11 protein-coding genes and 4 tRNA genes are annotated in these 15991 nt (G+C 59.0%); 5 read left to right on the top strand and 10 right to left on the bottom strand.

Features of this window, described 5'->3' with window-relative positions; genetic code table 11:
* Window positions 1-6525 (top strand): VCBS domain-containing protein (locus DFS28_RS22855; RefSeq protein ID WP_111451544.1); only part of this gene is annotated, 6525 nt, incomplete at its 5' end.
* Window positions 6526-6608: 83 nt separating this feature from the next.
* Here the strand turns inward: DFS28_RS22855 and DFS28_RS22850 are convergent.
* Window positions 6609-6685: transfer RNA gene (locus DFS28_RS22850), tRNA-Arg, on the bottom strand.
* A 292-nt stretch (window positions 6686-6977) separates the two neighbouring features.
* Here DFS28_RS22850 and DFS28_RS22845 point away from each other — a divergent pair.
* Both DFS28_RS22845 and DFS28_RS22840 read left to right on the top strand, forming a co-directional pair.
* Window positions 6978-7211 carry a hypothetical protein gene (locus tag DFS28_RS22845; protein ID WP_111451543.1) on the top strand — a complete coding sequence of 78 codons (234 nt, stop codon included), beginning with the start codon at window positions 6978-6980 and terminating at the stop codon, window positions 7209-7211.
* Between the two features lie 23 nt (window positions 7212-7234).
* On the top strand, window positions 7235-7414 hold the full coding sequence (locus tag DFS28_RS22840) for a PA3371 family protein (RefSeq protein ID WP_111451542.1): 180 nt from the start codon (window positions 7235-7237) through the stop codon (window positions 7412-7414).
* Here DFS28_RS22840 and phnN read toward each other — a convergent pair.
* Entirely contained in the window at window positions 7389-7961 is a 573-nt protein-coding gene (gene phnN, locus DFS28_RS22835; protein WP_111451541.1) for a phosphonate metabolism protein/1,5-bisphosphokinase (PRPP-forming) PhnN, read from the bottom strand. The genes DFS28_RS22840 and phnN overlap by 26 nt on opposite strands.
* A gap of 120 nt (window positions 7962-8081) precedes the next feature.
* Window positions 8082-8237 carry a hypothetical protein gene (locus DFS28_RS30635; protein ID WP_165934052.1) on the bottom strand — a complete coding sequence of 52 codons (156 nt, stop codon included), beginning with the start codon at window positions 8235-8237 and terminating at the stop codon, window positions 8082-8084.
* Between the two features lie 110 nt (window positions 8238-8347).
* Here DFS28_RS30635 and DFS28_RS22830 point away from each other — a divergent pair, with 110 nt between their 5' ends.
* Window positions 8348-8674 (top strand): Arc family DNA-binding protein, encoded by a 327-nt coding sequence (locus DFS28_RS22830; protein ID WP_008154293.1) that lies wholly within the window; start codon window positions 8348-8350, stop codon window positions 8672-8674.
* A gap of 104 nt (window positions 8675-8778) precedes the next feature.
* Here the strand turns inward: DFS28_RS22830 and mgtE are convergent, their stop codons facing one another.
* Entirely contained in the window at window positions 8779-10221 is a 1443-nt protein-coding gene (mgtE, locus tag DFS28_RS22825) for a magnesium transporter (RefSeq protein ID WP_008154295.1), read from the bottom strand.
* Between the two features lie 319 nt (window positions 10222-10540).
* On the opposite strand from mgtE, the gene DFS28_RS22820 reads away from it, so the two are divergent.
* Complete coding sequence (locus DFS28_RS22820; RefSeq protein ID WP_111451540.1) at window positions 10541-11059, top strand: cell envelope protein SmpA; 519 nt, start codon at window positions 10541-10543, stop codon at window positions 11057-11059.
* A 19-nt stretch (window positions 11060-11078) separates the two neighbouring features.
* On the opposite strand, the gene DFS28_RS22815 is transcribed toward DFS28_RS22820, so the two are convergent.
* The 6 genes from DFS28_RS22815 to alaS all read right to left on the bottom strand — a co-directional run bounded on the left by DFS28_RS22815 (window position 11079) and on the right by alaS (window position 15896).
* Window positions 11079-11155 (bottom strand) — tRNA-Arg (locus tag DFS28_RS22815).
* 71 nt (window positions 11156-11226) lie between these two features.
* Window positions 11227-11303: transfer RNA gene (locus tag DFS28_RS22810), tRNA-Arg, on the bottom strand.
* A 107-nt stretch (window positions 11304-11410) separates the two neighbouring features.
* Window positions 11411-11501, bottom strand: a tRNA-Ser gene (locus DFS28_RS22805).
* A gap of 62 nt (window positions 11502-11563) precedes the next feature.
* A complete protein-coding gene (gene csrA, locus DFS28_RS22800; RefSeq protein WP_002554426.1) occupies window positions 11564-11752 on the bottom strand; it encodes a carbon storage regulator CsrA in 189 nt (62 codons plus the stop codon).
* Between the two features lie 186 nt (window positions 11753-11938).
* Window positions 11939-13180, bottom strand: a complete 1242-nt coding sequence (locus DFS28_RS22795; protein ID WP_008154299.1) for an aspartate kinase — start codon at window positions 13178-13180, stop codon at window positions 11939-11941.
* A gap of 91 nt (window positions 13181-13271) precedes the next feature.
* The gene (gene alaS / locus DFS28_RS22790; protein ID WP_111451539.1) at window positions 13272-15896 is read right to left on the bottom strand and encodes an alanine--tRNA ligase; all 2625 of its coding nucleotides are present in this window, start codon (window positions 15894-15896) and stop codon (window positions 13272-13274) included.
* Window positions 15897-15991: the final 95 nt, after the last annotated feature.

Below are 15991 nucleotides of genomic sequence, written 5' to 3'. Positions count from 1 at the left end.
AGCGCCGACGGCACCCTCACCTCGGTCACCGTCCATATCAACGGGACCAACGATGCCGCGGTGCTGTCCTCGGCCAGCGTCACGCTGACCGAAACTGATGCCCCGCTGACCACGGCTGGCACCCTGACCATCAGTGACGTCGACAGTGCCGCGACCTTCGTCGCGCAAACCAACACCGCCGGCAGCTACGGCCAGTTCTCCCTCGGCACTGACGGTGCCTGGACCTATGTCGCCGATAGCGCCCACAACGAGTTCGTCGCCGGCACCACCTACACCGACACCTTCACGGTACTCAGCGCCGACGGCACCGCGACCGCAGTGACGGTGACCATCACCGGCAGCAACGATGCCGCGGTGCTGTCCTCGGCCAGCGTCACGCTGACCGAAACCGATGCCCCACTGACCACCAACGGCACCCTCAGCATCAGCGATGTCGACAGCGCCGCGACCTTCGTCGCCCAGTCCAACACCGCCGGCAGTTACGGCCAGTTCTCCCTCGGCACTGACGGTGCCTGGAGCTACGTCGCCGACTCCGCCCACAACGAGTTCGCCGCCGGCACCACCTACACCGACACCTTCACGGTGAGCAGCGCCGACGGCACCCTCACCTCGGTCACCGTGCATATCAACGGGACCAACGATGCCGCGGTGCTGTCCGCCGACATTGCCAACCTGACCGAGACCAATGCCGTCGTCGACATCTCCACCAACGGCAACCTCACCATCAGCGACGTCGACAGCGCCGCGACCTTCATCGCCCAGTCCAACACCGCCGGCAGTTACGGCCAGTTCTCCCTCGGCACCGACGGTGCCTGGAGCTACGTCGCCGACTCCGCCCACAACGAGTTCGCTGCCGGCACCACCTACACCGATACCTTTACGGTGAGCAGCGCCGACGGCACCCTCACCTCGGTCACCGTCCACATCCTCGGCAGCAACGATGCCGCCGTGCTGTCCTCGGCCAGCGTCACGCTGACCGAAACCGATACCCCGCTGACCACCAACGGCACCCTGAGCATCAGCGACGTCGACAGCGCCGCGACATTCGTCGCCCAGAGCAACACCGCCGGCAGTTATGGCCAGTTCTCCCTCGGCACTGACGGTACCTGGAGCTACGTCGCCGATAGCGCCCACAACGAGTTCGCCGCCGGCACCACCTACACCGACACCTTCACCGTGAGCAGTGCCGACGGCACCGCGACCGCAGTGACGGTGACCATCACCGGCAGCAATGACGCGGCGGAGCTGTCCTCGGCCAGCGTCACGCTGACCGAAACCGATGCTCCACTGACCACCAACGGCACCCTGAGCATCAGCGACGTCGACAGCGCCGCGACTTTCGTCGCCCAGCCCAACACCGCCGGCAGTTATGGCCAGTTCTCCCTCGGCACTGATGGTGCCTGGAGCTATGTCGCCGACTCCGCCCACAACGAGTTCGCCGCCGGCAGCAGCTACACCGACACCTTCGCGGTGAGCAGTGCCGACGGTACCCTCACCTCGGTCACCGTCCATATCAGCGGGACCAACGATGCCGCGGTGTTGTCCGCCGACATTGCCAACCTGACCGAAACCAACGCCCCACTGACCACCAACGGCACCCTGACCATCAGCGACGTCGACAGCGCCGCAACCTTCGTCGCGCAGACCAACACCGCCGGCAGCTATGGCCAGTTCTCCCTCGGCACCGACGGTGCCTGGAGCTACGTCGCCGACTCTGCCCACAACGAGTTCGCCGCCGGCACCACCTACACCGACACCTTCGCGGTGAGCAGTGCCGACGGCACCCTCACCTCGGTCACCGTGCATATCAACGGGACCAACGATGCCGCCGTGCTGTCCGCCGATATTGCCAACCTGACCGAGACCAATGCCGTCGTCGACATCTCCACCAATGGCAACCTCACCATCAGCGACGTCGACAGCGCCACGACCTTCGTCGCCCAGTCCAACACCGCCGGCAGTTACGGCCAGTTCTCCCTCGGCACCGACGGTGCCTGGAGCTATGTCGCCGACTCCGCCCACAACGAGTTCGTCGCCGGCAGCACCTACACCGACACCTTCACGGTGAGCAGCGCCGACGGCACCCTCACCTCGGTCACCGTGCATATTCTCGGCAGCAACGACGCTGCCGTGCTGTCCTCAGCCAGCGTCACGCTGACCGAGACCGATGCCCCACTGATCACCAACGGCACCCTGAGCATCAGCGATGTCGACAGCGCCGCGACCTTCGTCGCGCAGAGCAACATTGTTGGCAGCTATGGCCAGTTCTCCCTCGGCACTGAGGGTGCCTGGAGCTACGTCGCCGATTCCGCCCACAACGAGTTCGTCGCCGGCACCACCTACACCGACACCTTCACCGTGAGCAGTGCCGACGGCACCGCGACCGCCGTGACGGTGACCATCACCGGCAGCAACGACGCCGCGGTGCTGTCCTCGGCCAGCGTCACGCTGACCGAAACCGATGCCCCAGTGACCACCAACGGCACCCTGACCATCAGCGACGTCGACAGCGCCGCAACCTTCATCGCCCAGTCCAACACCGCCGGCAGCTATGGCCAGTTCTCCCTCGGCACTGATGGTGCCTGGAGCTACGTCGCCGATTCCGCCCACAACGAGTTCGTAGCCGGCAGCACCTACACCGACACCTTCGCGGTGAGCAGTGCCGACGGCACCCTTACCTCGGTCACAGTCCACATCACCGGGACTAACGATGCGCCGGTAATGACGACTGGTGGGTCGCTGTCATACACAGAAAACCAGGTAGCGACGACGATCAACTCGGCGCTGACGATCACCGATATCGACAGTAGCAACCTGACGGGCGCCACAGTATCGATCACCAGTAACTTCGCCACGGGTCAAGACGTACTCGCGTTCACCAACCAGAATGGCATTACCGGCAGCTACAACGCTGGCACTGGCGTGCTGACACTGACCGGAGCCGCGACGGTGGTGCAGTACCAGGCCGCACTGCGCTCGGTGACCTACTCCAACAGTAGCGACAACCCTTCAACGACGGCGCGCACCATTAGCTTCCAGGTGGATGATGGGGCGGCGGCCAACCATGCCAGCAATGTCGCGACAACGACCGTCACGGTGTCGGCAGTCAACGACGCACCGACGACTTCTGGCTTGGCCATAACCGAGACGTCGATCAGCTTCGTCGCGGCCGACCCGGACAATGCGACGCTGTCGCTGCAGAGTCCGTTTGCCGCAGCGTTCGGCAACCCCTCGATCACCAGCGGCGCCAGCACGAATCTGTCCCCCGTGGAGCAAGGCTCCGTGGTGTTGGGTACCTTGCAGGTGAAAGATGGCAGCGTCGCGGCGGGCGTAGTGGAGCTCTATCTCGGCACGAGCGCGGGCAACAACATCCAAGCAGGCAGCCCCGACACAGCAATCTACGGCTTCGGTGGCACGGACAATCTGTCCGGCGGTGCCGGTGCTGACTGGATTTTTGGTGGCGCGGGCAACGACGTGATCGTCGGCGCAGCGAATGACCGTCTGCTCGACGGCGGCACCGGAACCGATACCCTCAATGTCGGTAATGTCTTCGTCAATACGAGCGACAGCCAGATCGCGAATATTGAAAACATACAACTCACCACTGCGTCAGGAATACTGATCCTGAACGCCCAAACCGAAAGTTTCACCATCTTTGGTACTTCGGGTGCCGATCAAATCGTCGCGGGCAGCGGGAATGACACGATCTTTGGCACTGACAACGACACACTGCTAGATGGCGGTACTGGCACCGACACCCTGGGTACAGGTCCCAACTTCACGAGCACAAGCGACGGGCAAATTACCGGTATCGAGAATGTATTGATCGGAACGGCTGCGACCCTGAACCTCTCCAACCAGACCGAAGGCTTCACCATTACCGGTTCTTCGGGTGTCGACACCATCACCGGCGGCACCGGTGCAGACAGCATCAGTGCGGCGGGTGGCAACGACATCATCAACGGTGCGCAGAACGACACGCTGCTCGACGGCGGAACCAATACCGATACGCTCAACGTCAACGCGAACTTCACCAGCACCAGCAATGCCCAGATCGCCAATATCGAAAACGTGACGCTGACGACTTCCGGGCTGACGCTCAACCTTGGCAACCAGACCGAAGCCTTCAATATCAATGGTTCATCCGGCGTCGATAACATCAGCGGCGGCAGCGGGGCCGACACCATTAACGGCCAGGCGGGCAACGATACGCTGACCGGTAATGGTGGGGCTGACCAGTTCCGACTGCGCACCAACGGTGGCACGGACACGATCACCGACTACACGGACAACACCGACAAGATTGGCTTCCTGGGTGGTGCCGTGACGGGTGGTGTCGGCTTCACAACCGTCGGGAGTTCGTCCGGTACAGCGCTGCTCTCCGCCGACTTTCAAACCCGCAACAGCATCAGCAACATCAACATCAATGACGACAACAAGATTGATGTGATCGACTCGAGTTCGCAGACGACGGCACAGATCACAACCGGCACTGGCGGCGGTGCCACCAACACCTACGTGATCGTATTCAACTCGACGACCGGCAAGGGCGAAATCTGGTTTGACACAGACTGGAGCAATACGGCGAGTCGGGTACAAGTGGCAACGCTGAACAACGTTACGACGTTGGCCGGGGTCGCTAACATCACAGCCTCAGATATCGTTGTCCATGACAATACCTTCGGTCCAGCCGGTATTGCGGGCAGCCCGATTAACCTGGGCCTGGCCGATGCGGTGACTCACGCAGGTGTCACCACGGTGAGCATTTCCGGTCTTCCCGCAGGCTGGACCCTGAACCAGGGCTCCGACAATGGTAATGGCACCTGGACGGTGGACCAGAGCAGCCTGGACACACTGACGGTCACGACAGCCGCGGATTTCGTGGGCGCCAGGGTTTTGCCGGTCACCATGACCTGGACCAATGCCGATGGCACGGTGGAAAGCGAAGTCATTCGTGACAATGTCGAGGCCTACGCTCCTGGCTCGCCAATCTTCGCCTTGTCAGCGGACGACAACCTCACCGGTTCCAGCAGCGCCGACCTGTTCGTGTTCGCCCAGCCGATTGGCAATAACGTCATCCATAGCTTCGATGCGGCGGCAGACAAGATCGACTTGATCGGCTTCACCGGTGTCACTGGTTATGCTGACTTGAGTATCGCTAACGATGCAAACGGCGATGCGCTGGTCAACATCGGCTCCGGCCAGACGGTCACCCTCAAAGGTGTCGATGCGGCGGACTTGAGCGAAGCGAACTTCCAGTTCGATGTGGACCCGCTCACCAACAACACCGGTACCCTCAGCATTGCCGACGGCGCGATCATGCCGTTCGGTGGCAGCATCCATAACAGCGGCACGATCGAGCTCGGCTCCGTCGGCAGTGCGACCCACCTTGAGATTCTGTTTCGTGGCGCAACCTTGACCGGTGGCGGTCAGGTGCAGCTATCCGACAGCGCGCAGAACGTGATTTTCGGCGGCAGCGCCGACACCGTGCTGACCAACGTCGACAACCGCATTTCCGGCGCCGGCCAATTGGGCGCCGGGCAGATGGTATTGGTCAATGCGGGGCTGATCCTGGCCAGCGGAGTGAACAGCCTGGTGCTCGACACCGGCACCCACACCATAACCAACAGCGGAGTGCTGGAATCTACGGGTACAGGCGGCATGACGGTGGCCAGTGCGGTCGACAACTCCGGCCACCTGTGGGCCAATGGTGGCGACCTGCACCTGCTGGCCGACGTGACCGGCAATGGCAGCGCCACCATCGACGGCGATGCAACCCTGAGCTTCGATGGCACCGCCCATACCTCAGTCGCCTTCCACGGCGAAGGTGCGGGCACGCTAGTGATCGCACAGGCCGAAGCGGCGGGCTCGCTGGTCGGCATCCTCGGTCTGGAAAGCGATGACATGCTGACCTTCGGCGATCTCGCCTTCGGCGCCAACACCCAACTCAGCTACAACGCCAACGCCTCTGGCGCCGGCGGCCTGCTGACGGTGGACGACGGTGTGCACCGGGCTGAAGTAAATCTGCTGGGGCACTACTCGGTGAATGACTTCCAGGCCACCGACGGCGGCGAGGCCGGCACCCAAGTCAGTTACCACGGCGAATCCAGCGGCACACTGGTGGGGACTATGGCGGCGGACGTAATCAGTGGCGGCGACGGCAACGACATCATTGTGGGCCGTGGCGGGGAGGACACGCTCAGCGGTGGCGCGGGAGCCGATGTGTTCGCCTACTTCAACGTGAATGAAGGCGGCGACCATATTCTCGATTACAACTTCGCCGAAGGAGACACAGTCGACCTCTCCGCGCTGCTTAACGCCAACTTCGTTAACGGCACCAGCCAGGTGTCCGACTTTGTCCAACTGGCGCAGTCCGGCAGCGACGTCACCGTGAAGGTGGATGTCGATGGCGCAGCCAATGGTACGAACTTCGCCGATGTGGCGGTCCTTGCCAACACGGGCACGAGCGGTACCGATCTGGTGCGCACCTGGTTTGGAGAGGCTGACCATACGCTGACGGCTTGATGTTGGGCTGGAGTTGAATCCACCGCTGTAGACAGCCACAAAAAAGCCCCACCAGATCACTCTGCGTGGGGCTTTCAAATTTATGGTGTCCCAGGGCAGGTTCGAACTGCCAACCTTCCCCTTAGGAGGGGGATGCTCTATCCAATTGAGCTACTGAGACACAAATCGACCACGAAGAAACGCGGTGCGATGGACGGCGTGCATGTTAACGGGCAGGCCTGCTTTTGTCATGTCGTCCTTTGGGCTTTTTAAGTGTAGGCAGACGCCTCGCCGGAGCGTGGCTTTGTTTACCGTGCAAATTGCATCACCGCAAAAGGCCATCATTGCAAAATGCAATGCAGGCACTTCGTATAAATATCTTAATTCATTGTTTTTAAAGGATTTAATTACCGTTAGACTCTTGGCATGCGGGCTGCTTTAGCTGTTCTCGAAGAACAACGGAGGCAAGCCTCATGAACAGCGCCCTTTTACTCTCGATCGCGACCGCTCTGGCGATTCTGCTGGGCTTTCATTTTGCCCCCGAGAGCGGTGTTCAGCCGGTTGCTCAACGCATGCCTCATTACCTTCAGGTGCAAAGAGCACCTCAACTGGCGGTAATGAGCGATCAGCGTAGCTTTGTCAGCCAAGAGGTGAGCCAGGAGGGCATTCTGCTGCCGGCTCAGTCTTCAGAACGTTTGGTATTTTGAATCACCCCCATCAGGAGCACCGCATGTCCAAATCAGCCGCAGGGTTTTTCATCCTCGCCTTACTGAGTGGCGTTCTTCATCTGTCAGTGGTCCAGGATACGGTCGTCACCCTGCCTTTGATCGCCAGCGGCGTGTTCGGTGCGCTGTTTGTGCTGGCGCTGATTGCCGGGCGCAAGATCAAGTTCGATCCGGTACTGCGTTAATCCTCAACAGGTCCAGCAGATTGGCAACCGTGGTGGACAGTTCGCCTGAATTGTCGAGTCGATGGATCTGCGCCTCACCGATTGAACCCTCTGCCGTGAATAACCCATTGCGGTGCAGCCTCGCTTCAATCTCAGCAAAACTTTCACGACCACGGCGCAGCAGGCGCTCTCGCAGCACTTCATCCTTGACCGTCAAGAGAACCGGCAATAGCGTTGGATACCGGTGCAGCGCCTGAGCCAGATGGCCGCGAGAGCCGTTGACCAAGACGTGCCGACCGTCATTGAGCCATTGATCTATTTCGATCGGAATACCGTAATCCAGGCCATTGGCGTTCCAGCACAGCGCGAAATCACCCTCGTCTCTGTGTTGCTCGAACTCTTCCCGGGAAACGCCAATCGCATCCTCGCCCACTGATTCGGTCGACCGCGTGATGACCCGACGCACCACTTCACAATTGAGCGTCTGCAACGGCTCACGAGCGGCTTCGATGAGGCTGTCCTTGCCGGACCCAGAAGGCCCCATCAAGTAAATCAGCCTGCCATCCATCTTGAAATCACCTCGCACTGCATGTCTTCCCCTAGTAAATCGGCCAATTGCCACTATCCTGTACAAGTAAGGAACGCTGATCGAATCTGCACAGCATGCGCCTTCAGGCGTCTCAGGACATCACCTGTCAGGCAAGAGGAAACGGCCAGCAATACGGACCAGGGCAAACTTTTCAAACCAGTCCGCATTTCTGATAATTGGTGCTGGCATAACGCCTTTATCCAGTTCAATATTTGTCACAGAATTGACGCCAACGAACTGGCTACTTTGAGGCATGATGCGAGCCTCTATCAATTCAGGTTGAACATTTGGCCAGACCGCTTGTCATATCAGACATCCTGCGGCCAATCCCGAGAACCGCTCCCCTGAACTAACCGGTTAAATATATGCGCCCATTGAAACAGGCAATTTATTCCAGCCGTACGGCTGACAAGTTCGTCGTACGTCTGCCAGACGGAATGCGTGAACGCATTGCCGAGGTGGCTCGCAATCATCATCGCAGCATGAACTCCGAAATCATCGCGCGCCTTGAGCAGAGCCTTATTCAGGAAGGCGCGCTGGGCGAAGAATTGAGCATGCGCCTGGACAGCCCGGAGCTGTCATTGCACGAACGTGAACTGCTGCAACGCTTCCGCCAACTCTCCCACCGTCAGCAGAATGCTCTTGTTTCGCTGATTGCGCATGATGCCGAAATGGCCACAGACGCTTCCTGATTTCATCCGAAAGTTCAAGCCAGCTTAATCGCTGGCTTTTTTTTGCCTGAAATTCGGACATAAAAAAACCCGCCGATTGATTGGCGGGTTTTTATGTCGATAAGTCAGAGCAGGAAGATCGTCGCCAACCCGAGAAAGATGAAGAACCCGCCACTGTCCGTCATAGCGGTGATCATCACACTGGCGCCCATCGCAGGATCACGCCCAAGCCGCGCCAGGGTCATGGGAATCAACACCCCCGCCAATGCCGCCAGCAACAGGTTGAGCGTCATGGCAGCAGTCATCACTACCCCCAGAGACCAACTGCCATACAGCAGATAGGCGACGACACCGATCACCCCCCCCCAGACCAGGCCATTGATCAGACCTACCGCCAATTCCTTGCGCATCAGGCGCGAAGTGTTGCCGGTGCTGACCTGATCCAGCGCCATGGCCCGAACGATCATGGTGATCGTCTGGTTACCCGAGTTGCCACCGATACCCGCCACGATCGGCATCAGTGCCGCCAACGCCACCAATTTCTCGATGGAGCCTTCGAAAAGACCGATCACCCGGGATGCAATGAATGCGGTGATCAGGTTAATTGCCAGCCAGGCCCAACGGTTACGCAGGGATTTCCAGACTGACGCAAAAATATCTTCCTCTTCACGCAGACCCGCCATGTTGAGAACTTCGTTTTCGCTCTCTTCACGAATCAAGTCGACCATTTCATCGATGGTCAGACGGCCGATCAGCTTGCCGTTCTTGTCGACTACAGGCGCCGAGATCAAGTCGTAACGTTCGAACGCCTGAGCAGCGTCATAGGCGTCTTCGTCCGGGTGAAAACTCACCGGGTCGCTGGCCATGACTTCAGAAACCTGTTTTTCCGGGTCGTTGACCAGCAAACGCTTGATTGGCAGCACGCCCTTGAGCACGCCGTCGTAATCGACCACGAACAGTTTGTCCGTGTGGCTTGGCAACTCCTTGAGGCGCCGCAGGTAACGCAAAACCACTTCGAGACTGACATCCTCACGGATCGTCACCATCTCGAAGTCCATCAGCGCACCGACCTGCTCCTCGTCGTAGGACAACGCAGAGCGGACGCGCTCACGCTGCTGACCATCGAGGGTTTCCATCAGCTCGTGGACGACGTCTCGCGGCAGCTCGGAGGCCAGGTCAGCAAGTTCGTCGGCATCCATGTCCTTGGCCGCAGCCAAGAGCTCGTGATCGTCCATGTCGGCGATCAGCGTTTCACGAACCGAATCGGATACTTCGAGCAGAATGTCGCCGTCGCGATCGGCCTTGACCAATTGCCAGAGCGTCAGACGATCGTCCAGCGGCAAGGCTTCAAGGATGTAGGCGACGTCGGCGGAGTGCAGATCATCGAGCTTGCGTTGCAACTCGACGAGGTTTTGCCGGTGAACCAGGTTCTCGACCCGGTCGTGATGCGGACCTTCCTGGCGGTGAGTCAGGTCTTCTACCACCCGCTGACGCTGCAGCAGCTCAACAACTTGAGCGAGGCGGTCCTGCAAGCTTTCCTGCGTTTTCTTTACTTCAACTTCAGACATAGGCGAACTCCACTCCCAGCAGCGGGGCACGCCGGAAGGATCAATCAGTCAATTCATGATTGGAAAAACGGGGTACTGAGTAACTACTGGGTAAGTCCATGGAGGTATTCCACAAGCCCCGGCGGGGCTGACGGGCGCAATGATACACCGCCCGACGGTTTTAAACGTTAAAAAATCGCGGCTGAAACAAGTGCTTGCAAGACAAACCTGAGCGCCGCCTGATCCACCAAACTGCGACGACTCATCCTGAAAAGAAAACACACCACGGCGGAAAAATGTAACGACTATCCTTCAGATGGACCGTCATGGAGGACGTTTGATGCGATCGAATGCACATTGTTTTTTGTTGATCACCCTGCTCTGCCCGTCGCCCTGGGCGCTTGCCACGACCGTTCACCGCTGCGAGGCGGCCAACGGGCGCATCACCTTCACTACGTTGAGCTGTACGGCCGGAGACAGCCTTTCGCTTCAGGATGTCCGCACCTTCACCCCGGGCAGCGTGACCACTCTCATGCCGGAAGCCGAGAATCGCGGAACATCAGGCATGAAAATCAAAAGGAGAGATCCGACCGTCGTCGGCAAGACCGAGGACAAATGTGGAAACCTCATCAGCGCCAAAGAACGCCGCGAAGCGATCATCAATCAGCGGGTTGTTGCCGGCATGAGTCAGCAAGACGTCGAGAGCGCCCTTGGCAAGCCAGACAAGATCAGTATTCGCAATTCGGCCACGAGTTACCGTTACGACACCCGGCGAGGTCGTAGCGCACACGTTGAGTTCGATGAGAGAGGATGCACCAAAGGAAAAGCCAAATCCCAGACGGCAAAAAGCCCGCGTTAAACGCGGGCTTTTTGGTGTTTGGTGCACTCGACAGGATTCGAACCTGTGACCGCTCGGTTCGTAGCCGAGTACTCTATCCAGCTGAGCTACGAGTGCATTTGTGTTTTTATACCAGATCACAACTGGTTGAAGCCAAGTCATTCACATTACTGCAGATGACTCTTAAATGGTGCACTCGACAGGATTCGAACCTGTGACCGCTCGGTTCGTAGCCGAGTACTCTATCCAGCTGAGCTACGAGTGCATTTGTTGCCGCGCATTATAGGCCGTCTAATCTCTATGTCAAACACTTTTTCTAGTAATTTCAAACACTTACCGAAGAAGCCAGATTACAACGTACTACGCAAATAATGGCGGAGAACGGGGGATTCGAACCCCCGACACCCTTTTGAGGTGTACTCCCTTAGCAGGGGAGCGCCTTCGGCCACTCGGCCAGCTCTCCGCAACACGGGGCGTATATTAACCAGCTTCTTCCCCGTTTGCAAACATAAAAAACGATAAAAATTAATGGCTTGGTTCTTCGTCCTTCTCTTTCTTTATACGCAGGTAAATTTCCTCACGGTGGACCGCAACCTCTTTCGGGGCGTTGACACCGATACGCACTTGATTTCCTTTGACGCCGAGCACGGTCACGGTGATTTCGCCATCACCAATAATCAGGCTTTCTGCGCACCGACGAGTCAGAATCAGCATACCTTTCTCCTCACGCATTTCATTTCAGGGACAACAGTCTGCAAAAAAAAGGCACTCGACCTACAACCTGAACGATCGCAGCCCTACATGCCTGAGTATTGACTAGCGCGAGCAAAAGAACAGCCTCGAGTCGCGCCATTCAAAAAAACAAAGGGCGCGGTCAGACCGCGCCCTTCGGCAAACGCATCACTCGCCCTGTCGGGCCGGTGCGTCCAGTTCGAAAGCCGTGTGCAGAGCGCGCACAGCCAGTTCCAGGTACTTCTCTTCGATCACTACGGAGACTTTTATTTCCGAGGTCGAGATCATCTGGATGTTGATGCTTTCCTTGGCCAGGGATTCGAACATACGGCTGGCCACGCCTGCGTGGGAGCGCATACCGACACCGACGATCGACACCTTGGCAATCTTGATGTCGCCAACGACTTCACGGGCACCGATCTCGCGAGCGGTGTTTTCCAGCACGGTTTGCGCGGCCTGGAAGTCATTGCGATGCACGGTGAAGGTGAAGTCGGTGGTGTTATCGTGCGCAACGTTCTGCACGATCATGTCGACTTCGATGTTCGCGGCACTGATCGGGCCGAGAATCTTGAATGCAACGCCCGGGGTGTCTGGCACGCCACGGATGGTCAGCTTGGCTTCATCGCGGTTGAAAGCGATGCCGGAAATGATCGGCTGTTCCATGGTTTCCTCTTCATCAATAGTAATGAGGGTGCCCGGACCCTCCTTGAAGCTGTGCAGTACGCGCAGCGGAACGTTGTACTTGCCGGCGAATTCCACCGCACGGATCTGCAACACCTTGGAACCGAGGCTGGCCATTTCCAGCATCTCTTCGAAGGTAATCTTGTCCAGACGCTGAGCCACGGACACCACACGCGGGTCGGTGGTGTAGACGCCGTCGACATCGGTGTAGATCTGGCATTCATCAGCCTTCAAGGCTGCCGCCAGCGCCACGCCGGTGGTGTCGGAACCGCCACGACCGAGGGTGGTGATGTTGCCGTGCTCGTCGACGCCCTGGAAACCGGCGACAACGACCACACGACCAGCCTTCAGGTCGCCACGAATCTTCTGGTCATCAATCTGCAAGATACGCGCTTTATTGTGCGCACTGTCCGTCAGAATCCGCACCTGGTTGCCGGTGTAGGACACCGCTGGCACGCCGCGCTTGATCAGCGCCATGGCCAACAGTGCAATCGTCACCTGCTCACCGGTGGAGACGATCACGTCCAGCTCACGAGGAACCGGTTGGCCGTCGCCACTGATTTTCTTGGCCAGATCGATCAGACGGTTGGTTTCGCCGCTCATTGCAGACAGCACGACCACCAGGTCATCGCCGGCTTCGCGGAATTTCTTAACCTTGTCGGCGACCTGCTCGATTCTCTCGACAGTGCCGACCGAGGTGCCTCCAAATTTCTGTACGATCAAAGCCATTTCAAAGCCGCCTCTGCCCATGAAGGGCGCCCAAATAATCACTCAAACAGCGTTCTGGCCCGCCACTAGACTGCGGGCCGGACACACTGCCTTATAAACCCTGCTCTACAAATGGAACAGTCAGGGCCAATGCCGCATCCAGTGCGCCAGCGTCAGTACCACCGCCTTGCGCCATGTCTGGACGACCACCGCCCTTCCCGCCCACTGCCGCAGCGGCTTGCTTCATCAAATCACCGGCTTTGAGTTGGCCAGTCAGGTCTTTGGTTACGCCTGCAACCAGCACGACCTTTTCCTCATGGACACTGCCGAGCAGGATCACTGCGCGGCCGAGTTTGTTTTTCAGTTGATCGACCAGCGCCAACAGCGCCTTGCCGTCCTGACCGTCCAGACGCACGGCCAGCACTTTCACGCCTTTGACATCCAGGGCAGAAGCCGACAGATCGTCGCCCGCCGCACTGGCAGCCTTGGCCTGCAACTGCTCGAGTTGCTTCTCCAGCAGACGGTTGCGCTCCAGCACAGCCGACAGCTTGTCGATCAGGTTGTCGCGGCTACCCTTGACCAGGTTGGCCGCTTCCTTGAGTTGTTCTTCAGCAGCGTTCAAGTATGCCAGCGCCGCGGCGCCAGTGACCGCTTCGATACGACGCACGCCAGAAGCCACACCGCCTTCGCTGATAATTTTCAGCAGGCCGATGTCGCCAGTCCGGTTGGCGTGAATACCACCGCACAGCTCGACGGAGAAACTACCGCCCATGCTCAGCACGCGCACGTTGTCGCCGTACTTCTCGCCGAACAGCGCCATGGCGCCCTTCTGCTTGGCGGTTTCGATATCGGTTTCTTCGGTTTCAACTTCGGAGTTCTTGCGAATCTCGGCGTTGACGATGTCTTCCAGCGCCTTCAACTGCTCAGGCTTGATGGCTTCGAAGTGGCTGAAGTCAAAGCGCAGGCGCTGACTGTCGACCAACGAGCCTTTTTGCTGAACGTGGTCGCCCAGCACCTGACGCAATGCGGCGTGCAACAAGTGAGTCGCCGAGTGGTTCAGCGAAGTCGCGTGACGTACTTCGGCATCAACATGAGTTTCTACCGGTGCGCCGATGGTCAGGCTGCCCGAGGCCAGTACGCCGTGATGCAAGAAGGCGCCACCGGTTTTGGTGGTGTCGCGCACGTCAAAGCGCGCGTTGCCGACCTGAAGGTAACCGCAGTCACCAATCTGACCGCCGGATTCAGCGTAGAACGGCGTCTGGTTCAGTACGACCACACCCTCTTCGCCTTCACTGAGGACGTCGACCGACTGGCCATCTTTATAGAGACCAACGACTTTCGCCGAACCTTTAGTCGCTTCATAGCCGGTGAATTCGGTGGCCACATCAACCTTGACCAGGCTGTTGTAGTCCATGCCGAAGGAGCTGGCGGAACGGGCACGGACGCGCTGGGCTTCCATTTCGCGCTCGAAGCCTTCTTCGTCGATGGTCAGGCTGCGTTCGCGAGCGATGTCGCCGGTCAGGTCCATCGGGAAACCGTAGGTGTCGTAGAGTTTGAACACTACGTCGCCCGGCACCACGTCACCTTTGAGATCGGCCAGATCCTGCTCGAGGATTTTCAGGCCCTGCTCCAGGGTCTTGGCGAACTGCTCTTCTTCAGCCTTCAGTACACGCTCGATGTGCGCCTGCTGGGATTTCAGCTCTGGGAAGGCTTCGCCCATCTCGGCGACCAGGGCCGCAACGATCTGGTAGAAGAAGCTGCCTTTGGCGCCCAGCTTGTTGCCGTGACGGCAGGCGCGACGAATGATCCGGCGCAGCACGTAGCCGCGGCCTTCGTTGGACGGCAGCACGCCGTCGGCAATCAGGAAACCGCACGAGCGAATGTGGTCGGCGACGACTTTCAGGGACGCCTGATTGTCGTTGGTGCAACCGATGGCCTTGGCCGATGCGCTCAGCAGGCTCTGGAACAGGTCGATTTCATAGTTCGAGTGAACGTGCTGCAGCACGGCACTGATCCGCTCCAGGCCCATGCCGGTATCGACCGACGGCGCTGGCAACGGGTGCAACACGCCATCGGCGGTGCGGTTGAACTGCATGAACACGTTGTTCCAGATTTCAATGTAACGGTCGCCATCCTCTTCCGGCGAGCCCGGTGGGCCACCCCAGATGTCAGCGCCGTGATCGTAGAAAATCTCGGTGCAAGGACCGCACGGGCCGGTATCGCCCATGGTCCAGAAGTTGTCGGACGCGTACGGCGCGCCTTTGTTGTCGCCGATACGAACCATGCGCTCGGCCGGAACCCCGATTTCCTTGGTCCAGATGTCGTAGGCCTCGTCATCGCTGGCGTAGACGGTGACCCAGAGCTTTTCTTTCGGCAGGTTCAGCCACTGGTCGGACGTCAGGAAGTTCCAGGCGTAGGTGATCGCATCGCGCTTGAAGTAATCGCCGAAGCTGAAGTTACCCAGCATTTCGAAGAAGGTGTGGTGACGGGCGGTATAACCGACGTTTTCCAGGTCGTTGTGCTTGCCGCCGGCGCGCACGCATTTCTGGCTGCTGACCGCGCGGGTGTACGCGCGCTTTTCCTGGCCCAGGAAACAGTCCTTGAACTGGTTCATCCCCGCGTTAGTGAACAGCAGGGTTGGGTCGTTGCCCGGAATCAAAGAGCTGGAGGCTACACGGGTGTGGCCTTGCTCTTCGAAGAAGCGAAGGAAGGCTTCACGGATTTCTGCGCTTTTCATTAGGTTCTTCCACGGAGGCTGCGGCCAAAGGCCTGTGCGAAACGTCAACAGACGAAGCGACGGCAAAGGGCCGCATTATATCGGCCCTGCGCGCG

The organism is Pseudomonas sp. 478 (genome assembly GCF_003254125.1).
In the GTDB taxonomy this organism is placed as follows: Bacteria; Pseudomonadota; Gammaproteobacteria; order Pseudomonadales; family Pseudomonadaceae; genus Aquipseudomonas.
The sequence above is the reverse complement of the archived record's forward strand: the minus strand, read 5'-3'. Positions and strand labels throughout refer to the sequence as shown.